The organism is Citrobacter sp. B72 (genome assembly GCF_016894305.1).
GTDB lineage: Bacteria > Pseudomonadota > Gammaproteobacteria > Enterobacterales > Enterobacteriaceae > Citrobacter > Citrobacter portucalensis.
In genome coordinates, this window is sequence record NZ_CP069801.1 from 1,868,408 (window position 1) to 1,889,872 (window position 21,465).

The 21,465-nt window shown below is 47.8% G+C and carries 19 protein-coding genes; all 19 read left to right on the plus strand.

Going from position 1 to position 21,465, the window contains the following annotated elements; all coding sequences use genetic code 11:
* Window positions 1-2: 2 nt before the first annotated feature.
* The 19 genes from wcaF (at window position 3) to wzy (ending at window position 21,415) form a co-directional block, all read left to right on the plus strand.
* Window positions 3-557, plus strand: coding sequence for a colanic acid biosynthesis acetyltransferase WcaF (wcaF, locus tag JQN59_RS08730; protein WP_001153539.1), 555 nt, complete (start codon window positions 3-5; stop codon window positions 555-557).
* Between the two features lie 24 nt (window positions 558-581).
* Entirely contained in the window at window positions 582-1,703 is a 1,122-nt protein-coding gene (gene gmd / locus JQN59_RS08735; protein ID WP_003036748.1) for a GDP-mannose 4,6-dehydratase, read from the plus strand.
* A gap of 2 nt (window positions 1,704-1,705) precedes the next feature.
* Window positions 1,706-2,671, plus strand: coding sequence for a GDP-L-fucose synthase (gene fcl, locus JQN59_RS08740; protein WP_149607989.1), 966 nt, complete (start codon window positions 1,706-1,708; stop codon window positions 2,669-2,671).
* A gap of 2 nt (window positions 2,672-2,673) precedes the next feature.
* Window positions 2,674-3,153, plus strand: coding sequence for a GDP-mannose mannosyl hydrolase (locus JQN59_RS08745; protein WP_048215960.1), 480 nt, complete (start codon window positions 2,674-2,676; stop codon window positions 3,151-3,153).
* A complete protein-coding gene (wcaI, locus tag JQN59_RS08750) occupies window positions 3,150-4,376 on the plus strand; it encodes a colanic acid biosynthesis fucosyltransferase WcaI (protein ID WP_149607988.1) in 1,227 nt (408 codons plus the stop codon). The genes JQN59_RS08745 and wcaI overlap by 4 nt, the downstream gene beginning before the upstream one ends.
* Window positions 4,376-5,812 carry a mannose-1-phosphate guanyltransferase gene (gene cpsB, locus JQN59_RS08755; protein WP_204528209.1) on the plus strand — a complete coding sequence of 479 codons (1,437 nt, stop codon included), beginning with the start codon at window positions 4,376-4,378 and terminating at the stop codon, window positions 5,810-5,812. The genes wcaI and cpsB overlap by 1 nt, the downstream gene beginning before the upstream one ends.
* A 135-nt stretch (window positions 5,813-5,947) precedes the next feature.
* Window positions 5,948-7,318 carry a colanic acid biosynthesis phosphomannomutase CpsG gene (gene cpsG, locus JQN59_RS08760; protein ID WP_149607987.1) on the plus strand — a complete coding sequence of 457 codons (1,371 nt, stop codon included), beginning with the start codon at window positions 5,948-5,950 and terminating at the stop codon, window positions 7,316-7,318.
* 54 nt (window positions 7,319-7,372) lie between these two features.
* Window positions 7,373-8,767 carry an undecaprenyl-phosphate glucose phosphotransferase gene (gene wcaJ / locus JQN59_RS08765; RefSeq protein ID WP_008785190.1) on the plus strand — a complete coding sequence of 465 codons (1,395 nt, stop codon included), beginning with the start codon at window positions 7,373-7,375 and terminating at the stop codon, window positions 8,765-8,767.
* Window position 8,768: 1 nt separating this feature from the next.
* Window positions 8,769-10,247: a colanic acid undecaprenyl disphosphate flippase WzxC gene (gene wzxC, locus JQN59_RS08770; RefSeq protein WP_136392119.1), complete on the plus strand. Its 1,479-nt coding sequence runs from the start codon at window positions 8,769-8,771 to the stop codon at window positions 10,245-10,247.
* 23 nt (window positions 10,248-10,270) lie between these two features.
* Window positions 10,271-11,551 (plus strand): colanic acid biosynthesis pyruvyl transferase WcaK, encoded by a 1,281-nt coding sequence (gene wcaK, locus JQN59_RS08775; protein ID WP_204528196.1) that lies wholly within the window; start codon window positions 10,271-10,273, stop codon window positions 11,549-11,551.
* Window positions 11,548-12,768, plus strand: coding sequence for a colanic acid biosynthesis glycosyltransferase WcaL (gene wcaL / locus JQN59_RS08780; RefSeq protein ID WP_149607985.1), 1,221 nt, complete (start codon window positions 11,548-11,550; stop codon window positions 12,766-12,768). Before wcaK ends, wcaL begins: the two co-directional genes overlap by 4 nt.
* 11 nt (window positions 12,769-12,779) lie before the next feature.
* Entirely contained in the window at window positions 12,780-14,174 is a 1,395-nt protein-coding gene (gene wcaM, locus JQN59_RS08785) for a colanic acid biosynthesis protein WcaM (protein WP_149607984.1), read from the plus strand.
* A 165-nt stretch (window positions 14,175-14,339) separates the two neighbouring features.
* Window positions 14,340-15,233 carry a GalU regulator GalF gene (gene galF, locus JQN59_RS08790; protein ID WP_149607983.1) on the plus strand — a complete coding sequence of 298 codons (894 nt, stop codon included), beginning with the start codon at window positions 14,340-14,342 and terminating at the stop codon, window positions 15,231-15,233.
* A 372-nt stretch (window positions 15,234-15,605) separates the two neighbouring features.
* Window positions 15,606-16,688: a dTDP-glucose 4,6-dehydratase gene (gene rfbB, locus JQN59_RS08795; protein ID WP_149607982.1), complete on the plus strand. Its 1,083-nt coding sequence runs from the start codon at window positions 15,606-15,608 to the stop codon at window positions 16,686-16,688.
* A gap of 70 nt (window positions 16,689-16,758) precedes the next feature.
* On the plus strand, window positions 16,759-17,832 hold the full coding sequence (locus JQN59_RS08800) for a DegT/DnrJ/EryC1/StrS family aminotransferase (protein ID WP_188110109.1): 1,074 nt from the start codon (window positions 16,759-16,761) through the stop codon (window positions 17,830-17,832).
* A 13-nt stretch (window positions 17,833-17,845) separates the two neighbouring features.
* Window positions 17,846-18,550, plus strand: a complete 705-nt coding sequence (locus JQN59_RS08805; RefSeq protein WP_032939569.1) for a WbqC family protein — start codon at window positions 17,846-17,848, stop codon at window positions 18,548-18,550.
* Window positions 18,528-18,986 (plus strand): GNAT family N-acetyltransferase, encoded by a 459-nt coding sequence (locus JQN59_RS08810; protein ID WP_188110108.1) that lies wholly within the window; start codon window positions 18,528-18,530, stop codon window positions 18,984-18,986. The genes JQN59_RS08805 and JQN59_RS08810 overlap by 23 nt, the downstream gene beginning before the upstream one ends.
* Window positions 18,976-20,517: an oligosaccharide flippase family protein gene (locus JQN59_RS08815; protein WP_204528197.1), complete on the plus strand. Its 1,542-nt coding sequence runs from the start codon at window positions 18,976-18,978 to the stop codon at window positions 20,515-20,517. The genes JQN59_RS08810 and JQN59_RS08815 overlap by 11 nt, the downstream gene beginning before the upstream one ends.
* Window positions 20,507-21,415: an oligosaccharide repeat unit polymerase gene (wzy, locus tag JQN59_RS08820; protein WP_204528198.1), complete on the plus strand. Its 909-nt coding sequence runs from the start codon at window positions 20,507-20,509 to the stop codon at window positions 21,413-21,415. The genes JQN59_RS08815 and wzy overlap by 11 nt, the downstream gene beginning before the upstream one ends.
* Window positions 21,416-21,465: the final 50 nt, after the last annotated feature.

Here is a 21,465-nt window from a genome sequence, read left to right on the forward strand (position 1 = left end):
TTATGCAGGACTTAAGCGGATTTAAAGTGCCTGGAGGTTTTCGCGGCGGTGGTGCTATTAAAGTGCAATTATGGTGGGCGGTGCAAGCAACATTATTTCGCTGGTCACCGCAGGTCATGTATCGCTGGCGTGCGTTTTTATTACGAATGTTTGGTGCAAAAATAGGAAAAAACGTAGTCATTCGGCCTTCAGTAAAAATTACTTATCCGTGGAAATTAACCCTGGGAGATTATGCCTGGGTGGGTGACGACGCGGTTTTATATACGTTAGGTGATATTACGATTGGCGCCCATGCGGTTATTTCGCAAAAAAGTTATTTATGCACCGGGAGTCATGATTATGCCAGTCAACATTTTGATATTAACGCCACGCCGATTGTGGTTGGCGCTAAATGCTGGTTGGCGACAGATGTCTTTGTCGCGCCTGGCGTGACGATTGGTGATGGCACCGTCGTTGGAGCACGAAGCAGCGTATTTAAATCGCTGCCAGCAAATGTTGTTTGTCGGGGAAATCCCGCAGTAGTCACGCGCGAACGCGTCGAGAAAGTTACTCCCTGAGGGGATCACTGAAGAGGTTATAACATGTCAAAAGTCGCTCTCATTACTGGCGTAACCGGGCAGGATGGTTCTTACCTGGCAGAACTCCTGCTGGAAAAAGGGTACGAAGTACACGGTATTAAGCGTCGCGCTTCATCATTCAACACCGAACGTGTGGACCACATCTACCAGGATCCGCATTCAGGCAATCCCAAATTTCATCTGCACTATGGCGATTTGACCGACTCCTCCAACCTGACCCGTATTTTACAGGAAGTCCAACCGGATGAAGTCTATAACCTGGGCGCCATGAGCCACGTTGCGGTGTCGTTTGATTCACCGGAATACACCGCAGACGTTGATGCGATCGGCACCTTGCGTTTGCTGGAGGCGATCCGCTTCCTTGGTCTGGAGAAAAAGACCCGTTTTTATCAGGCGTCCACCTCTGAACTGTATGGTCTGGTACAGGAAATTCCACAGAAAGAGAGCACGCCGTTCTATCCGCGTTCACCGTATGCTGTTGCCAAGCTGTACGCCTACTGGATCACCGTCAACTACCGCGAGTCTTACGGGATGTATGCCTGTAACGGCATTCTGTTCAACCACGAATCTCCGCGCCGCGGCGAAACCTTTGTCACTCGCAAAATTACCCGGGCGATCGCCAACATCGCTCAGGGGCTGGAGTCTTGCCTGTACCTGGGCAACATGGATTCACTGCGCGACTGGGGGCATGCCAAAGATTACGTCAGGATGCAGTGGATGATGCTGCAGCAGGATAAGCCGGAAGATTTCGTGATTGCCACCGGCGTGCAGTATTCCGTGCGCCAGTTCGTGGAAATGGCGGCCGCTCAGTTGGGGATTAAATTGCGCTTTGAAGGCGAGGGCGTGAATGAGAAAGGCATCGTGGTTTCTGTGACCGGACACGATGCGCCGGGTGTGAAACCCGGGGATGTCATGATTGCCGTTGACCCGCGCTACTTCCGTCCGGCTGAGGTGGAAACGCTGCTGGGCGATCCGGCCAAAGCACATGAAAAACTGGGCTGGAAACCGGAAATCACGCTGCGCCAGATGATCTCGGAAATGGTTGCCAACGATCTTGATGCGGCGAAGAAACATTCCCTGCTCAAGTCGCACGGTTACGAGGTCGCCATCGCGCTGGAGTACTGAGGATGAAGACACAACGTATTTTTGTGGCGGGCCATCGCGGGATGGTGGGGGCCGCCATCGTCAGACAACTGGCTCAGCGAGATAACGTAGAACTGGTGCTGCGTACCCGCGACCAGCTTAATCTGCTGGACGCCGGTGCGGTGCAGGCGTTCTTTGCCGCTGAACGTATTGACCAGGTGTATCTGGCGGCGGCAAAAGTGGGGGGGATTGTGGCGAACAATACTTATCCTGCTGATTTTATTTATGAAAATATGATGATTGAGAGCAACATTATTCATGCAGCGCATCTGCATAACGTGAATAAACTGTTGTTCCTCGGGTCATCCTGTATTTATCCCAAACAAGCTACCCAGCCAATCGCCGAAAGTGAACTGTTGCAGGGGGCACTTGAACCGACCAATGAGCCGTATGCGATTGCCAAAATTGCCGGTATCAAGCTGTGCGAATCGTATAACCGACAGTATGGCCGTGATTATCGCTCGGTGATGCCGACCAATCTGTACGGACCGCATGACAACTTTCATCCGAGTAATTCGCATGTGATCCCGGCGCTGCTGCGCCGCTTTCATGAGGCTCGCGAGCAAAATACGCCGGATGTGGTGGTGTGGGGAAGCGGGACGCCAATGCGTGAATTTCTGCATGTCGACGATATGGCGGCGGCCAGTATCCACGTGATGGAGCTGGCTCAGGAAGTGTTGCAGGAATATACCCAACCAATGCTGTCGCATATCAACGTGGGCACCGGTGTGGACTGCACCATTCGTGAACTGGCCCAAACCCTCGCGCAGGTAGTGGGTTACAAGGGGCGCGTGGTGTTCGACGCCAGCAAACCGGACGGCACGCCGCGCAAATTGCTCGATGTTACGCGTCTGCATCAGTTGGGCTGGTATCACGAGATATCTCTGGAAGCGGGGCTTGCCAGTACATATCAGTGGTTCCTTGAAAACCAGCAGCGTTACCGGGGGTAAGCATGTTTTTACGTCATGAGGATTTTGCCACCGTTGTACGTTCAACTCCGCTGATTTCCATCGATTTGATCGTGGAAAACGCCCAAGGCGAATTTCTGCTTGGCAAGCGCCTCAATCGTCCGGCGCAGGGGTACTGGTTCGTGCCCGGCGGTCGGGTGCAAAAAGATGAACCGCTGCGCGCGGCCTTTGAGCGGCTGACTGACGCTGAGCTGGGGTTACGTTTACCGCTGTCCGCTGCAGAGTTTTACGGGGTCTGGCAGCACTTCTATGACGACAACTTTTCCGGGGAAGATTTCTCAACGCATTACATCGTGCTGGGATTTCGTCTGCGGGTGTCGGAAAACGACCTGCAACTGCCTGACGTTCAACATGACGCGTACCGCTGGCTGACAATTGAAGAGATCCTGGCCAGTGACCACGTGCACGACAACAGCCGGGCTTACTTCTGTGAGAAGAGTCAGGCCGGAGTACCCGGGCTATGAAGATCCTTGTGTATGGCATCAACTATTCGCCGGAGTTGACCGGTATCGGTAAATACACCGGTGAAATGGTGGAGTGGATGGCGCAACAGGGGCATGACGTACGGGTGATCACTGCGCCGCCTTATTATCCGCAGTGGAAGGTCAACGGTCGCTATTCATCCTGGCGCTATCGTCGTGAAGAGGGCGATGCCATCGTCTGGCGTTGTCCGCTGTATGTGCCTGAGCAGCCTTCTACGCTCAAGCGCTTGCTGCATTTAGGCAGTTTTGCCCTGAGCAGTTTCTTCCCGCTGCTGGCGCAGCGCCGCTGGAAGCCGGATCGCATCATTGGGGTAGTGCCAACGCTGTTTTGTACGCCGGGCATGCGCCTGCTGGCGAAGCTGTCCGGGGCGCGCACGCTGCTGCATATTCAGGATTACGAAGTCGATGCCATGCTGGGGCTTGGCATGGCAGGCAAAGGCAAGCGTGGCGCGGTGGCAAAACTGGCCAGCGCCTTTGAGCGCAGTGGGCTGTTGAATATGGATCATATTTCGACCATTTCTCGCTCAATGATGAATAAAGCGCAGGAGAAGGGCGTTGATGCACAGAAGGTCATTTTCTTTCCGAACTGGTCAGAAGTAGCGCGTTTTCGTGACGTGAACGATGCCGATGCTCTGGCGTTGCGCCAGCAACTGGGCTTGCCTGATGATAAAAAAATCATTCTCTACTCAGGCAATATCGGTGAAAAGCAAGGGCTGGAAAGTGTGATTGACGCAGCGGCCCTGTTGATCGAACAGCCCTGGCTGTTTGTGATTGTCGGGCAGGGCGGAGGTAAAGCACGGTTGGAGAGTATGTCTAGCGAACGCGGCCTGAACAATGTGAAGTTCTTTCCGCTGCAATCTTATGACGCGCTGCCTGCGCTGCTCAAGATGGCGGACTGTCATCTGGTGGTACAAAAGCGCGGTGCGGCGGATGCCGTATTGCCCTCCAAACTGACCAATATCCTCGCCGTTGGTGGTAACGCGGTGATTACCGCCGAACCTGAGACCGAGTTGGGTCAGCTGTGTGACGCTCACCCAGGCATCGCGGTGTGTGTCGAGCCTGAATCAGTGAGTGCGCTGGTTGGCGGGATTCAACAGGCGTTAACCATGCCAAAGATTAACACGGTGGCACGTGAGTATGCCGAACGCACGTTGGATAAAGAAAACGTGCTGAGCCAATTTATTGCAGATATTCGGGGTACATGATGAGTCAAAACAAACTCTTTCCGGTGGTGATGGCCGGTGGCTCGGGTAGCCGTTTATGGCCTCTGTCCCGCGTACTATATCCAAAGCAGTTTCTGTGCCTGAAAGGCGATCTCACCATGCTGCAGACAACGATTTGTCGTCTGAACGGTGTGGAGTGCGAAAGCCCGGTGGTTATCTGTAATGAACAACACCGTTTCATTGTGGCGGAACAGCTACGGCAACTGCACAAGCTGACTGAGAATATTATTCTCGAACCCGCCGGACGTAACACGGCACCGGCGATAGCGCTGGCCGCGCTGGCGGCAAAACGTCAAAGTCCGGGGGAAGATCCGCTGCTGTTGGTATTGGCGGCCGATCACATGATTGCCGATGAAGAGGCATTTCGCGAGGCGGTTCGCAATGCAATGCCGTATGCCAGCGCGGGTAAGCTGGTGACGTTTGGTATCGTGCCGGACCAGCCGGAGACCGGCTACGGCTATATACGTCGCGGCGAGGTTTCGCCGACCAATACCGACGCCGTGGCTTTTGAGGTGGCGCAGTTTGTTGAAAAGCCCAATCTGGAAACCGCGCAGGCTTACGTGGCGAGCGGCGACTACTACTTGAACAGCGGCATGTTTCTGTTCCGGGCCGGGCGCTATCTGGAAGAACTGAAAAAATATCGCTCCGACATTCTTGAGGCCTGCGAAAACGCCATGAGTACGGTTGATCCCGATCTCGATTTTATCCGCGTTGATGAACAGGCGTTTCTCGCCTGCCCGGAAGAGTCTGTGGACTATGCGGTAATGGAACGTACGGCCGATGCGGTGGTGATGCCCATGAACGCAGGCTGGAGCGATGTAGGCTCCTGGTCATCGCTGTGGGAAATCAGCGCCCATACCGCTGAAGGTAATGTGCATCATGGTGACGTCATTAGCCATAAAACGGAAAATAGCTACGTGTATGCCGAGTCTGGCCTGGTGACGACCGTCGGGGTGAAGGATCTGGTGGTGGTGCAGACCAAAGATGCGGTGCTGATCGCCGATCGCAACGCGGTGCAGGACGTCAAAAAAGTGGTGGAGCAAATTAAAGCTGACGGACGTCATGAGCACCATATTCACCGTGAAGTTTACCGTCCATGGGGCAAGTACGACTCTATTGATGCCGGAGACCGTTACCAGGTGAAGCGGATTACCGTTAAACCCGGTGAGGGATTGTCCGTGCAGATGCATCATCACCGGGCTGAACATTGGGTTGTGGTGGCTGGGACCGCGAAGGTGACAATCAATGATGACATCAAACTGCTCGCTGAAAACGAGTCTGTCTATATTCCGCTGGGGGCGACCCATTGTCTGGAGAACCCGGGGAAAATCCCGCTCGATCTGATTGAAGTGCGTTCCGGATCTTATCTCGATGAGGATGATGTGGTGCGGTTTGCGGACAGATACGGGCGTACCTGATGCCGGATGCGCTGCGCTTATCCAGCCTACAACACCGTAGGCCCGATAAGCGAAGCGCGCCGGGAAATGCATTTAACACTCATTAAAAGGCTCATTAAGAGTCAGGGCCTCCTGTTGCCTGAAGAAGGGTAAATCATGACGAAATTAACCTGTTTCAAAGCCTACGATATTCGCGGCAGGCTGGGCGAAGAGCTGAATGAAGATATCGCGTGGCGTATTGGCCGCGCTTACGGCGAGTTCCTGAAGCCAAAAACGATTGTCCTCGGCGGTGACGTGCGCCTGACCAGCGAGACGCTAAAGCTGGCGCTGGCGAAAGGACTGCAGGATGCAGGGGTGGATGTGCTGGATATTGGCATGTCGGGCACCGAAGAGATTTATTTTGCCACTTTCCACATGGGCATTGACGGCGGTATTGAAGTGACCGCCAGCCATAATCCGATGGATTACAACGGCATGAAGCTGGTGCGGGAAGGGGCACGGCCCATCAGCGGAGATACCGGTCTGCGCGACGTGCAGCGCCTGGCGGAAGCCAATGACTTCCCGATGGTTGATGAGACAAAACGTGGCCGCTACCAGCGCATTACTACCCGCGATGCCTACATTGATCACCTGCTGGGTTACATCAATCCCGCCAACCTGAAACCGATGAAGCTGGTGCTCAATTCCGGTAACGGCGCGGCAGGTCCGGTGGTTGACGCTATTGAAGCCCGTTTTAAGGCGCTGGGCGTGCCGGTCGAGTTCATCAAAATTCACAACACGCCGGATGGCAACTTCCCCAACGGTATTCCCAACCCTCTGCTGCCGGAGTGTCGGGCAGACACGCGTAACGCGGTGATTGAACACGGCGCGGATATGGGGATTGCCTTCGACGGTGATTTTGACCGCTGCTTCCTGTTCGATGAAAAAGGTCAGTTCATTGAGGGCTACTACATTGTCGGCCTGCTGGCGGAAGCGTTTCTGGAGAAGAATCCGGGGGCGAAAATTATCCACGACCCACGCCTGTCCTGGAACACCGTGGATGTAGTGACGGCGGCAGGCGGTAAACCGGTGATGTCTAAAACCGGGCACGCGTTTATCAAAGAGCGGATGCGCCATGAAGATGCCATTTATGGTGGCGAAATGAGCGCGCACCACTATTTCCGCGATTTTGCCTATTGCGACAGCGGAATGATCCCGTGGCTGCTGGTGGCGGAACTGCTGTGTCTGAAAGGACAGTCGCTGGGCGAACTGGTCCGTGACCGGATGGTGGCCTACCCGGCGAGTGGTGAAATAAACAGTACGCTGGCAGAGCCGACGGCAGCGATTGCGCGCGTGGAGCAGCATTTTTCTCGTGAGGCGCTGTCGGTGGACAGAACGGACGGTATCAGCATGTCGTTTGTCGACTGGCGCTTCAATTTACGCTCTTCCAATACCGAACCGGTGGTGCGCCTGAACGTGGAATCGCGCGGAGATATTCCGTTGATGGAAGCGCGAACGCGCACTCTTCTGGCGTTACTGAATCAGTAATGCTGGTGCTTCCTTTGCCCGATTCTGGGCAAAGGGTGACTAACAGGAACCACGATGACACATCTAAAGAAGCGCGAGCGCGCCAAAACCAATGCGTCGTTAATTTCGATGGTACAACGCTTTTCAGATATCACCATCATGTTTGGCGGGTTGTGGGTAATCTGCGAATTAAGCGGTTTGCCTTTCCTGTACATGCACCTGCTGGTGGCGCTGATCACGCTGGTCGTTTTTCAGATGCTCGGTGGCATAACGGATTTTTATCGCTCCTGGCGCGGTGTCAAAATTTCCACTGAGCTGGTGCTGTTGCTGCAAAACTGGACGCTGAGTCTGATTTTTTGCGCAGGTCTGATCGCCTTTAATAACGATTTTGATAACCGTCTCGCCGTCTGGCTGGCGTGGTATCTGCTATCCAGTGTTGGCCTGGTGTTGAGCCGTTCGTTTATTCGCTACGGCGCGGGATGGTTGCGTAATCGCGGGTATAACACTCGCCGGGTGGCGGTGGCAGGGGACCTGCCCGCGGGACAAATGCTATTGGACAGCTTTCGCCATGAACCGTGGCTGGGATTTGAAGTAGCAGGGGTCTATCACGATCCTATCCCTGGAAAAAACTCCCGCGACTGGGCCGGTAATCTGCAACAACTGGTGGACGACGCCAAAGCCTCTCGTATTCATAACGTTTATATCGCCATGTCGATGAGCGATGGCGCTAGCGTCAAAAAACTGGTTCGCGAGCTGGCCGATACCACCTGTTCAGTGATCCTTATTCCTGATGTCTTTACCTTCAACATTCTGCATTCACGGATTGAAGAGATGAATGGCGTTCCGGTGGTGCCGTTGTATGACACGCCGCTCTCGGGGATTAATCGCCTGTTGAAACGCGCGGAAGATATCGTGCTGGCTTCGCTGATCCTGCTGCTTATTTCTCCGGTGCTGTGTGGCATAGCGCTACTGGTAAAACTGACCTCCAAAGGACCGGTGATTTTCCGCCAGACCCGTTACGGCATGGATGGGAAGCCGATCAAAGTCTGGAAATTTCGCTCGATGAAAGTGATGGAAAACGACGCGGTGGTGACGCAGGCGACGCAAAACGATCCGCGCGTTACCCCTGTGGGGAATTTCCTGCGCCGAACGTCACTCGATGAACTGCCGCAGTTTATTAACGTGCTGACTGGGGGCATGTCTATTGTTGGGCCACGCCCGCATGCGGTAGCGCATAACGAACAGTACCGCCAACTGATCGAGGGGTACATGTTACGCCATAAGGTGAAACCGGGTATTACCGGCTGGGCGCAAATCAACGGCTGGCGCGGTGAAACCGATACGCTGGAAAAAATGGAAAAACGTGTGGAGTTTGACCTCGAATACATTCGCGAGTGGAGCGTGTGGTTCGATATCAAAATTGTTTTTCTGACGGTATTCAAAGGCTTTGTCAACAAAGCGGCGTATTAACATGAGCTTACGAGAAAAAACGCTGAACGGCGCAAAGTGGTCGGCGATTGCCACGGTGATCATCATTGGTCTGGGGCTTATCCAGATGACCGTACTGGCACGGATTATTGATAACCACCAGTTCGGGTTGTTAACCGTGGCGCTGGTGATCATCGCGCTGGCAGATACGTTGTCTGACTTTGGTATCGCCAACTCAATTATTCAGCGCAAAGAGATTGGCTATCTTGAACTGACCACGCTGTACTGGCTCAACGTTGGGTTGGGTATCGTGGTATGCGTGGCGATGTTTCTACTGAGCGAGACGATTGCCAGCGTACTTAATAACCCGGAACTGGCACCGCTCATCAAAACGTTATCGCTGGCGTTTGTGGTGATACCGCACGGGCAGCAGTTTCGCGCGCTGATGCAAAAAGAGCTGGCCTTCAACAAAATTGGCATGATTGAAACCAGTTCGGTACTGGCCGGTTTTACCTTTACCGTAGTCAGCGCCCATTTCTGGCCGCTCGCACTGACGGCCATTCTCGGGTATCTGGTAAACAGTACGCTACGTACGCTGCTGTTCGGCTATTTTGGTCGCCGGATTTACCGTCCGGGGCTGCATTTTTCGCTGGCATCCGTTTCGTCGAATCTGCGTTTTGGTGCGTGGCTGACGGCAGACAGCATCATCAATTACATCAATACCAACCTTTCCACGCTGGTTTTGGCCCGCACGTTGGGAGCTGGCGTGGCGGGTGGATTCAATCTCGCCTGGAATGTGGCGGTTGTCCCCCCGATCAAACTGAACCCGATTATCACCCGCGTGCTGTTTCCGGCGTTTGCCAAAATCCAGGACGACAGTGAAAAGCTACGGGTGAATTTTTACAAGCTGCTGTCGGTGGTTGGGATTATCAACTTCCCGGCGCTACTGGGACTGATGGTGATATCGAATAACGTGGTGCCACTGGTATTTGGCGAGAAGTGGAATGGCATTATCCCCATCCTGCAACTGCTGTGCATTGTTGGGCTGCTGCGCTCGGTGGGGAACCCGATCGGTTCACTGCTGATGGCGAAGGCGCGGGTCGATATCAGTTTCAAATTCAATGTGTTCAAAACCTTTCTGTTTATTCCCGCCATTTTCATCGGTGGACATCTGGCCGGAGCGATTGGCGTGACGCTGGGCTTTTTGCTGGTCCAGGTGATTAACACCGTCCTCAGCTATTTCGTGATGATTAAACCTGTTCTTGGCCCCAGCTACCGCCAGTACATGCTCAGTCTTTGGCTGCCGTTGTATCTCTCCTTGCCAACCCTTGTAGTGAGCTATGCGCTGGGCGTAATGCTGCATGACCAGCTGTCGTTGGGCGTGTTGTTGGGGAGCCAGATAGCGGCAGGGGCGCTGGCGTTTGCGCTAATGATAGTGCTGTCGCGTCATCCGCTGGTGGTGGAAATAAAACGCCAGCTCTGTCGCAGTGAAAAAATGAAAACCTTGCTCCGTGCAGGATAAGAACAACGCTTTAAGAGGTCAAAATGAAACTATTAATTTTGGGCAACCATACCTGCGGAAACCGAGGGGATAGCGCGATCCTGCGCGGTTTGCTGGATGCCATTAACGCGTTGCGTCCCGAGACTGAAGTGGATGTTATGAGCCGTTACCCAGTGAGCTCCTCATGGTTACTGAACCGCCCGGTGATGGGCGATCCGCTGTATTTGCAGATGAGACAACACAACAATGCAGTGGGTGTTATGGGGGGCGTGAAGAAAGTGCTGCGTCGTCGCTATCAGCACCAGGTACTGCTCTCGCGTGTTACCGACTCCGGTAATCTGCGCAATATCGCTATCGCCCAGGGCTTTACCGATTTTGTTCGTTTGTTGTCGCGCTATGACGCCATCATCCAGGTCGGCGGATCGTTCTTTGTCGATCTGTATGGTGTGCCGCAGTTTGAACATGCGTTGTGTTCGTTTATGGCAAAAAAACCGCTGTACATGATTGGTCATAGCGTGGGGCCATTCCAGGATGAGCAGTTTAATCAACTGGCGAACTACGTGTTTGGCCACTGTAATGCATTGATTTTACGTGAATCCGTCAGTCTGGATCTGATGAAGCGCAGCGCAATTACCACGGATAAAGTCGAAACAGGCGTAGATACGGCCTGGCTGGTCGACAATCATCATGAGGATTTTGAGCCGGGTTATGCGGTACAGCACTGGTTAGACATGGCGGCTAAACAGAAGACCGTTGCCATTACATTGCGCGAGCTGGCGCCTTTTGATAAGCGTCTGGGGACAACGCAGCAGGCCTATGAGCAAGCCTTTGCCGGGGTAGTGAACCGCATACTCGACGAAGGTTACCAGGTGATAGCGCTGTCAACCTGCACCGGTATTGATAGTTACAACAAAGATGATCGCATGGTGGCGTTAAACCTGCGCCAGTATGTTAACGACCCGGCCCGATATCACGTGGTGATGGATGAACTTAACGATCTGGAGATGGGGAAGATTCTGGGGGCATGCGATCTGACGGTGGGTACTCGGTTGCACTCGGCCATTATCTCGATGAATTTTATGACGCCAGCCATCGCCATTAACTACGAGCATAAATCGGCAGGGATCATGCAACAGTTGGGGTTGCCGGAGATGGCTGTCGAAATTCGCCATCTGCTCGATGGCAGTCTGGAAGGAAAGGTCGCCGATACCCTCGGACAGCTACCTGAACTGAACATACGGCTTGGGGATGCTGTGACACGCGAACGCGAACGCGGGGTGCACATGGTGCAGTCGGTTTTAACGCGTATTGAGGGGGAAAAATGAAGATTGGCTTTTTCCTGCTTAAATTTCCTCTCTCTTCTGAGACCTTTGTACTCAATCAGATAACCGCATTTATCGATATGGGCTACGACGTGGAGATTGTCGCTTTGCAGAAGGGCGATCTTGAAAATACGCATGCCTCATTTAATACCTACCGGCTGGGTGAAAAAACGCGCTGGTTGCTGAATGAACCGGAAAGCAAACTGGCGAAGCTGAAATATAGGGCGGCGGCGGCTCTGCACGGTCTCACCCGCGCAGCGACCTGGAAAGCGCTTAATGTTGCACGCTATGGCGAGGAAGCGCGCAATCTGATTTTGGCGGCCATTTGCGGTGGGAATCCGCGGGCGTTTGAAGCGGATGTCTTTATTGCTCATTTTGGGCCAGCAGGCGTAACGGCCGCCAAGCTGCGAGAGCTTGGGATGATCCGCGGAAAAATCGCCACGGTATTTCACGGCGTCGATGTTTCGCATCGGGATGTGCTTACCCGCTATACCCCTGAGTATCAGCAGCTGTTTCAACGTGGAGATTTGATGTTACCCATCAGCAATCTCTGGGCCGGACGTTTAAAAAACATGGGATGCCCGCCGCAAAAAATCGCGGTTTCGCGTATGGGTATTGATATGACGCGTTTTACCCCTCGCCAACTGAAAGCACCAGCTGCAGCGCTGGAAATTATCTCTGTCGCCCGGTTAACCGAGAAAAAAGGACTGCACGTCGCCATCGAAGCTTGTCGTCAGTTAAAAGAGCAGGGCGTTTCATTTCGTTATCGCATTCTGGGTATCGGCCCTTGGGAGCGTCGTTTACGCACACTGATCGAGCAATATCAACTCGATGACGTGATTGAGATGCCCGGCTTTAAGCCCAGCCATCAGGTAAAGGAGATGCTTGAACAGGCGGATGTATTTTTGCTGCCGTCGATTACCGGAAGAGACGGCGATATGGAGGGGATCCCGGTGGCGCTGATGGAGGCGATGGCGGTAGGTATCCCGGTAATTTCAACTGTTCACAGTGGGATCCCGGAGCTGGTCGAGTCGGGCAAGTCTGGCTGGCTGGCACCGGAAAACGATGCGCAGGCCCTGGCTGAGAGATTAGCGGCATTTAGCCTGCTCGACAGTGAGCAGGTACAGCCGATTGTGCAGTGTGCGCGCGAAAAAATTGAAACTGAATTTAATCAGTTAGCGATCAATAAACAGTTAGCCAGTCTGCTGCAAACGATGTAAATCGAGGTTGTATGTCAGAGAACAAACTCTCACGCCGTACTTTTCTGACGGCAGGCTCTGCGCTTGTCGTACTGCATTCTCCCGTTGTCCGGGCGCTTGAATCATCGGACAGCGTCAACATTCAGAATTACAACCCAAAGGATTGGGTCGCTTCTTTCAGGCAGGCGTTCAAAGAAGGACAAACGGTAGTCGTACCCAAAGAACTGGAATGTAAGGATCTCAATACCGCTATCGTTATTCCTCCTGGCAAAACGCTACACCTGCAAGGCAGAATCAGCGGCAATGGCCGTGGTCGCTTTGTTCTGCAGGATGGATGTAAGGTAGTGGGTGAGCAGGGGGGGAGCCTGAGGAATGTTACCCTCGATGTGCGCGGTTCGGACTGCGTGATAAAAGGGATTGCCATGAGTGGTTTTGGCCCAGTGACACAAATCTATATCGGCGGCAAAACACCGAGGCTGATGCGCAATCTGATTATCGATGATATTACCGTCACGCGCGCCAACTATGGGATCCTGCGTCAGGGCTTTCATAACCGGATGGATGGCGTAAAGATTACAAACTGCCGTTTTAGCGATCTACAGGGAGATGCCATTGAGTGGAATGTGGCGATCAACGACAGCAACATCCTCATTTCTGACCATGTCATTGAACGTATTAACTGTACCAATGGCAACGTGAACTGGGGCATCGGCATTGGGCTGGCGGGCAGTACCTATGACAATACCTATCCCGATGAGCTGGCGGTAAAAAACTTTGTGGTGGCGAATATCACCGGCACCGACTGTCGACAGTTAGTCCATGTAGAGAACGGCAAACATTTTATCATTCGTAATATCACCGCACGAAATATTACCCCAGATTTTAGCAAGAAAGCAGGCATTGATAATGCAACGGTCGCTATTTATGGCTGTGATAATTTCGTGATTGATAATATCAATATGGAAAATAGCGCAGGCATGCTCATTGGCTACGGTGTTATTAAAGGACGATATTTATCCATCCCGCAGAACTTTAAGTTAAATAATATCCATCTGGATAACACGAAACTTGAATATAAATTACGAGGCATTCAGATCTCATCAGGTAATGCAACGTCGTTCGTGGCCATCACCAACGTGGAGATGAAGCGAGCCACGCTTGAGTTGCACAACCAACCGCAGCACCTTTTTTTACGTAACATCAGAGTGATGCAGCAATCCGCAACAGGACCCGCGCTCAAGATGCACTTCGATCTGCGCAAGGACGTACGCGGCAAGTTTATGGCCAGGCAGGACACACTGCTCTCACTGGCCAACGTACATGCAGTAAACGAAAGCGGGCAAAGTTCAGTTGACATTGACCGGGTAAACCATCAGGTAGTGAATGTCGAAGCGGTGAATTTTCGACTGCCGGGGCAGGGGAGGTAACTTTGCGACCATTCCTGGCAAAAGTTGTACCCGCCTGGGATTAAGATTACTGCATTCCGCAGTTAAGCGGCGTAACATACGCCGCATCGGAGTAATGTAATTCATACTGGCTAAAACAAGCTAAAAAGCTATAATTCAGCAACAATTGAATAGGTGAATGACTTAATGATTAATTTGAAAGCAGTTATTCCGGTAGCAGGTCTGGGGATGCACATGTTGCCTGCCACGAAGGCAATCCCTAAAGAGATGCTGCCGATCGTAGACAAGCCGATGATTCAATACATTGTCGACGAAATTGTAGCTGCCGGTATCAAAGAAATCGTTCTGGTGACTCATGCGTCTAAGAACGCCGTTGAGAACCACTTCGACACCTCTTACGAACTCGAATCACTCCTTGAGCAGCGTGTTAAGCGCCAGCTCTTAGCCGAAGTGCAGTCTATCTGTCCTCCGGGCGTGACTATCATGAACGTTCGTCAGGCTCAGTTGCTGGGTCTGGGCCATTCCATTCTTTGTGCTCGCCCAATTGTTGGGGATAATCCGTTTGTCGTGGTATTACCTGACGTTGTTCTGGATACCGCGACTGCAGATCCCCTGCGCTACAACCTGGCTGCCATGGTTGCTCGTTTTAACGAAACCGGGCGCAGTCAGGTGCTGGCAAAACGCATGGAGGGGGATCTGTCTGAATATTCGGTTATTCAGACCAAAGAGCCTTTGGATAACGAAGGTAAGGTCAGCCGTATCGTTGAGTTCATCGAAAAACCGGATCAGCCGCAAACGTTGGATTCCGATCTGATGGCCGTAGGACGCTATGTGCTTTCTGCTGATATCTGGGCAGAACTGGAAAAAACTGAACCAGGTGCCTGGGGACGTATTCAGTTAACAGATGCCATTGCAGAACTGGCGAAAAAACAGTCTGTTGATGCCATGTTGATGACCGGCGAAAGCTACGACTGTGGTAAAAAAATGGGCTACATGCAGGCGTTTGTGAAGTACGGGTTGCGTAACCTGAAAGAAGGATCGAAGTTCCGTAGGAGCATTGAAAAGCTACTTAGCGAGTAGATATTTACAGATCTTCGTGAAGGTAAGCCAGAAAAAATAACGGCAGTTAACATTCCACCGCCTATGATTTATGCAGCGGAGTGTTACTGTCGTTTTTCATATAAAAACAAAGAATTACAATAAGTTAACCTACCAGGTTTAATCTGTTTTTTGTTGGATTTTTTCTTGTTTCTGGTCGCATTTGGTAAGACAATTAGCGTTTGAATTTTAGATAGCTTCGCGCTAACTGGCGGGGGCTAGTTACATCATTATCATTCAAGTAGTGCTCTGGTTGCTGCAAAGCCAGGGGCGGTAGCGTGCGTAATGCCCAGAAACGTGCATTATGTGCCAGCATATTAATAGTATTCGTACAAACGATATTCGGAATTAAACGTGAAAATACTAGTTACTGGTGGAGCGGGTTTCATTGGATCTGCAGTAGTTCGTCATATTATTAAAAATACTCAGGATACCGTTGTTAATGTTGATAAACTAACCTACGCCGGTAACCTGGAATCTCTTGCCGAAGTCAGCGAAAATAATCGCTATTATTTTGAACACGCGGATATCTGTGATAAAGCGGCAATGGAGCGTATTTTTGCCACTCATCAACCGGATGCGGTGATGCATCTGGCAGCTGAAAGTCATGTTGACCGCTCTATTACAGGGCCAGCAGCGTTTATCGAAACGAATATCGTCGGTACTTATGTACTGCTGGAAGCTGCTCGTGGCTACTGGAACGAGCTGGATGCAGATAAAAAACAGGCATTTCGTTTCCATCATATCTCCACAGATGAAGTATACGGCGACCTGCCACATCCAGATGAAGTGGCTGCCGGTGATGTGTTGCCTCTGTTCACTGAAAAGACAGCTTATGCGCCGAGTAGCCCATATTCTGCTTCAAAGGCCTCAAGCGATCATCTGGTTCGTGCATGGTTGCGCACCTATGGCTTCCCAACAATTGTCACCAACTGTTCCAATAACTACGGGCCATATCACTTCCCTGAAAAACTAATCCCGCTGGTGATTCTGAATGCGCTGGAAGGTAAAGCATTGCCAATTTATGGCAAAGGCGACCAGATTCGCGACTGGCTTTATGTCGAAGATCACGCCCGAGCGTTGTACACCGTAGTGACCCAGGGGATTGTAGGTGAAACATACAATATCGGTGGCCATAACGAGAAGAAAAATCTGGACGTGGTCCATACTATCTGCGACTTGTTGGACGAAATAGTGCCAAAAGAAGGTTCTTACCGCGATCAACTTACCTACGTAGCCGACCGCCCAGGACACGATCGCCGCTATGCGATTGATGCAGCGAAAATCAGCAATGAACTGGGGTGGAAGCCGCAGGAAACCTTTGAGAGCGGGATCCGTAAGACCGTTGAATGGTATCTCTCGAATACGCAGTGGGTTGAAAATGTGAAAAGCGGCGCCTACAAGACGTGGATCGAGCAGAATTATGCAGCACGTTAATTTTTTGATTTTATATTATATCAAAAAAACAGCGGCTATACTTAATACTAAGTAATATAGAGAAGGTTAAATGATAAAGCTAAATTGCCCCATTGTTCCAGATATATCTAAGTATACATCACTAATAGAAAAAATTAATGAAAATGGATGGTATACAAATTTTGGGCCAATGCATGAAGAACTAACAGAACGATTATCATTATATCTTGGAGTTGATAATTTACTATTGGTCTCAAATGGTACATTAGCGCTTCAGGTTGCGTATGAAACTCTTGGTGTCAAAAGAGCAATAACCACACCATATAGCTTTGTTGCAACTGCATCAACGTTAGCTTGGCAAAAAAAAGATATTATTTATGCAGATATTCAAAAAGAAACCGGTAATATTTGTTTCGATAATGTTCAGAATATATTAAATGAAAAAAATGATTATGATAGTGTAGTTGCGACACATGTATTCGGAAATCCATGCGAAGTTGATAAGTTTATAGACTTAGATAAAAAAGTAAATGTGATATATGATGCCGCGCATGCTTTTGGTGTAAAGAATAAAGGTAAAAGCATCCTGAGTTATGGAGATGCCAGTACGATTAGTTTTCATGCAACGAAAGTTTTTCACACTATAGAAGGTGGGGCGATTGTTTTTAAGACAAAAGCTCATTTTGAGGAAGCTAAGCGATTAATCAATTTCGGTATAGAGTTAGATAAAGGCATTCAATCTGTTGGTATAAATGCAAAACTAAATGAATACCAAGCAGCTGCAGGCCTTGTGTTAATGGACAATATCGGCGAAATCATAGATAAAAGGGTCAGTTTATTCGAATTATATCGCGAGTCTCTAGATGATGTTATTGCTATGCCTAAATGGCTAGAAGGCTCAACCTATAATGGCGCGTATATGCCGATTTTTTGTAATAGTGAAGAACAGCTTATCCTCTTAATGGAAAAATTAGGAGCTTGTGGTATTCAGACAAGAAGATACTTTTATCCATCATTAAATAATGTTATTAAAGCTAATGATACAAGCTGTACTTCGAATTCGGATGATCTGGCCAGACGATCACTGTGTCTTCCACTACATTATTATATGACAAACAAAGACGTACTAACTGTAACTGAAAATATAAAAAAAGTTTTAAAATAAATAAGGAATGGAAATGAAAGTAGGAATAATGCAGCCATATTTTTTCCCTTATGTTGGATATTTTCAGCTTGCTAGTGCAGTTGATAAATTTGTTATTTATGATGACATAGAGTTTTCAAAGAAAGGGTGGATACAGAGAAATCGCATATTGATTAATAAACAGCCAACAACCTTTAGTATAGCTCTTAAAAAAGATTCAGACTATTTGGATATAGTACAAAGAGAGTTGGCTGATACCTTTGATCGTATGAAACTATGTAGACAAATACAAGGTGCATATAGGAAAGCACCATATTTTAATGAAGTATATAAATTACTAGAAGATATAATATTGTATGAGGATAATAATTTATTTAATTATATTAAAAACTCAGTGGTACAGTTATTAAATATATTAAATATTGATGTCGAATTAGTTACTTCATCGGCTTTAAATTTATCCAGAGACTATAAGTCACAGGAGCGTGTTATTCGTACGTGTATTGCACTGGGAGCTGATGAATATATTAACCCACCCGGTGGTTTAGAATTGTATACGGAATCTGAATTCGTAAAGAATGGATTGAAGTTAAAGTTCCTGGAACCTGTAATAGAACCTTATCAGCAGTCAGTTGATTCATTTATTTCCCATCTTTCTATTATTGATGTAATGATGTGGAATGGTCTCGAAAAGACTCAACAAATGGCGCACAAAAATGCATTCATACAAAATAGCTAAGGTCGATGAGTTTTTAGCAGCAGGTTTTATTGATTTTGTGGTAAGGAATGATGTTTTTTTTACGCCACCTCTTTCACAACGTGTGGTGCTACATAATTACATAACGAAACTTTTGGAAAATGCAAGGAGTTATCTTCTTCTTATGGATGAAGATAACGAAATAGCCTGTGCTGTATCCTGCTATGTGAATAGAAAAGAGTTTGCTTTTATAACGATGGTACTCACCGATTATAAATTCAAAGGCAAAGGGTATGCTCGAATACTGTTGCAACATGTGTTGTCTGATATTGGTACATATGGCCACTCTGAGGTACGGTTAGAAGTACACAAAGATAATAAGGCAGCAATCGGATTATACAAAAGTCTAGGTTTTTCGATATTACAAACTCATAAAGATGTTTACTATATCATGACATTGGTGTCACATGATAAATAAGTTATTTGTTAATGTAGTGGCTAACTATATAGGACAAGTATACATTGCAATCGTTGGGATTGCGGTAGTTCCTATATATCTATCAAAGCTCGGAAGTGAAGGTTTTGGGCTGGTTTCATTTTTCACATTATTGCAATCATTACTAGTTGTATTAGATTTAGGCATCTCATCCACTTTATCCAGAGAGGTGGCTATTTTAAAATCTAAGGCTGGCTATTTGCCAGTCTTTAAAAAAATATTAAAATTTGTGATTATTGCTTTTCTGATTGTGGCAGTTTTGATCATTGGAAGCATCAATTTTTCCAAAGAAATAATAGCGACAAAATGGCTGAATACATCAGGTACTAATTTATTTTTAGTAGAATACTCACTCTCTATCATTGGAGTAATTATTGCTTTAAGGTGGTGTGCAGGTCCATTCAAAAGCGTTATTCTTGGTTGTGAAGAGCAAATTAAATTCAATATAATAAATACTATAGTTGCTACGTTAAGGTTTGTGATAGTAATACCAGTAATGTCTTTTTATGGTAATAATGTTAAAGTTTTTTTTACATATCAACTCTTGGCCGCAATAATTGAATTTGTATTATTTTTACTATTGTCTATATTCTGTTTTAAAAAAATAGAGAAAGAAGTCAAAGAAGATACTCACAGTTCATTTACTCATGAGTTTTATTCAGAGATTAAGCGAGTGGGAAAATTCTCTTGTGGCATTGCACTGACATCCGCAGCATGGATAGCGATCAGTCAATCAGATAAAATAATTCTTAGCAAGTTCTTAACTATTTCTGATTATGGGATGTTTTCTGTAGCTGCAACTATTGCAGGTGGTATATTAATTCTGAGCACTCCGATATCACAAGCTATATTACCCAGGATGAGCTCATTATATAGCGATGGTGATCTCGATGGCCTATATAATGTATATTCTTTAGCTTCAAAGGGGGTGATTAGTTTACTTGCGCCGATATCGTTGGTAATGGCAGCAAATTCAGAATTGGTTTTATCTGTTTGGACTGGAAATAATGTTATTGCCACTCACTCAGCAGATGTTTTAACTTGTTATGCTTTAGGTAATTTATTTTTTGCTATTGCTGCATTCCCATATTATCTGCAATATGCTTTTGGTCAGATTAGATTACATGTATATGGGAATATTTTCTTCATAATCATTATTATTCCTAGTTTAATTTTATCAATTAAGACTTTTGGAGCTATTGGTGCTGGTTATGTTTGGCTAATACAAAATGCTATTTTCCTTATTCTTTGGAGTTGGTTTATTCATGGGCGATTTATTCGTTCTAAACGTATAGCATGGCTCATAAGTGACGTATTAGTAACTTTAATACCTACAATATTAATTATTATAATATTCAAAATAATTTATCCTTCGGAAGAACATGGCCGCATGTTTTCGTTTTTTATTCTGGCATCACAATCTGTAATAGCTTTTTTATCAACTATATTAGCAGACACTAGAGTAAGAAAAATTATAAAAATAAAAATAATTAAGAGGAAATATGAAATTTAAGATTACTGATGCGCGAGTGATTATTTTTCTGATCTATCTTGTCCCAAATCTTATCGCTTTTATTTTGTCTAGTAGTCAAGGCAATATCTTGGTAGAAAGTTACTCCTTTAGTTATGAATCAATAAATGGGGTTATAGGTTTTGGGTATGTTATCTTTTCATTGATATTTATCACTGTTGGATATTTTGTATTTTCGAATATATGTTATCCAAAGAATAAACCCTTAGCAGAATTAGGTTATACCCAATGTACTAGAATTGGATTTTTTATCTTTATCATTCAATTTCTTTTTATCATTTTTAATAGGTATTATGGGTTAAATATAGCTGGTGCTGAGATCGATATCAGTGCCAGCCCAGTAGTCTTGCGTTATTTTTTTGTTATCTTAAATCCTGATATATTCTTCCTTATCTATGCTTGTAAATCTGCTAACAATAATTTATTCAAAGTTAACTGTGTGATCTATTTATCTTCAACCATTTTAAGAGGTTGGAGTGGGGGGGTTGTATTTCTGTTCTTAATATTTCTCTGCAGATCTAACACAATTAAAATTGGTCTGAAAGTAATACTTCTTTCTTGTCTTCTTATTCTTATTTCACCATTTATAATGGAAATTAAATGGTTTATCAGATCTAATGGCATGGAATCTGCTAATTTATTTTCAACGATTCACTATAGCGAAGCTCTTTACCAATTTTTTGAATATTTGGTCTATAGATTACAACAGTTAACAAATGTCATTTTTCTTACTGACAGAGTTGGTTATTTCTCTCTTTTATATCAACAGAATGAAATAGTTCCATATTGGGGAGAGATTTTAGGACTTAAGAATATTTATCAGGCTTCATATCCAAACGCACTTCCATTAGGCCAATGGCTAAATAGCTGCGCGGAATAGTAGATCACTGAAAGGGAACTCAGCCCGGATTGCGCGATCTGATCATTCGC

What these genes read in the sequence shown, in the direction of transcription:
- wcaF (WP_001153539.1), top strand. Translation starts at nt 3, where the DNA reads ATGCAGGACTTAAGCGGATTTAAAGTGCCTGGAGGTTTTCGCGGCGGT.
- gmd (WP_003036748.1), top strand. Translation starts at nt 582, where the DNA reads ATGTCAAAAGTCGCTCTCATTACTGGCGTAACCGGGCAGGATGGTTCT.
- fcl (WP_149607989.1), top strand. Translation starts at nt 1,706, where the DNA reads ATGAAGACACAACGTATTTTTGTGGCGGGCCATCGCGGGATGGTGGGG.
- JQN59_RS08745 (WP_048215960.1), top strand. Translation starts at nt 2,674, where the DNA reads ATGTTTTTACGTCATGAGGATTTTGCCACCGTTGTACGTTCAACTCCG.
- wcaI (WP_149607988.1), top strand. Translation starts at nt 3,150, where the DNA reads ATGAAGATCCTTGTGTATGGCATCAACTATTCGCCGGAGTTGACCGGT.
- cpsB (WP_204528209.1), top strand. Translation starts at nt 4,376, where the DNA reads ATGAGTCAAAACAAACTCTTTCCGGTGGTGATGGCCGGTGGCTCGGGT.
- cpsG (WP_149607987.1), top strand. Translation starts at nt 5,948, where the DNA reads ATGACGAAATTAACCTGTTTCAAAGCCTACGATATTCGCGGCAGGCTG.
- wcaJ (WP_008785190.1), top strand. Translation starts at nt 7,373, where the DNA reads ATGACACATCTAAAGAAGCGCGAGCGCGCCAAAACCAATGCGTCGTTA.
- wzxC (WP_136392119.1), top strand. Translation starts at nt 8,769, where the DNA reads ATGAGCTTACGAGAAAAAACGCTGAACGGCGCAAAGTGGTCGGCGATT.
- wcaK (WP_204528196.1), top strand. Translation starts at nt 10,271, where the DNA reads ATGAAACTATTAATTTTGGGCAACCATACCTGCGGAAACCGAGGGGAT.
- wcaL (WP_149607985.1), top strand. Translation starts at nt 11,548, where the DNA reads ATGAAGATTGGCTTTTTCCTGCTTAAATTTCCTCTCTCTTCTGAGACC.
- wcaM (WP_149607984.1), top strand. Translation starts at nt 12,780, where the DNA reads ATGTCAGAGAACAAACTCTCACGCCGTACTTTTCTGACGGCAGGCTCT.
- galF (WP_149607983.1), top strand. Translation starts at nt 14,340, where the DNA reads ATGATTAATTTGAAAGCAGTTATTCCGGTAGCAGGTCTGGGGATGCAC.
- JQN59_RS08800 (WP_188110109.1), top strand. Translation starts at nt 16,759, where the DNA reads ATGATAAAGCTAAATTGCCCCATTGTTCCAGATATATCTAAGTATACA.
- JQN59_RS08805 (WP_032939569.1), top strand. Translation starts at nt 17,846, where the DNA reads ATGAAAGTAGGAATAATGCAGCCATATTTTTTCCCTTATGTTGGATAT.
- JQN59_RS08810 (WP_188110108.1), top strand. Translation starts at nt 18,528, where the DNA reads ATGCATTCATACAAAATAGCTAAGGTCGATGAGTTTTTAGCAGCAGGT.
- JQN59_RS08815 (WP_204528197.1), top strand. Translation starts at nt 18,976, where the DNA reads ATGATAAATAAGTTATTTGTTAATGTAGTGGCTAACTATATAGGACAA.
- wzy (WP_204528198.1), top strand. Translation starts at nt 20,507, where the DNA reads ATGAAATTTAAGATTACTGATGCGCGAGTGATTATTTTTCTGATCTAT.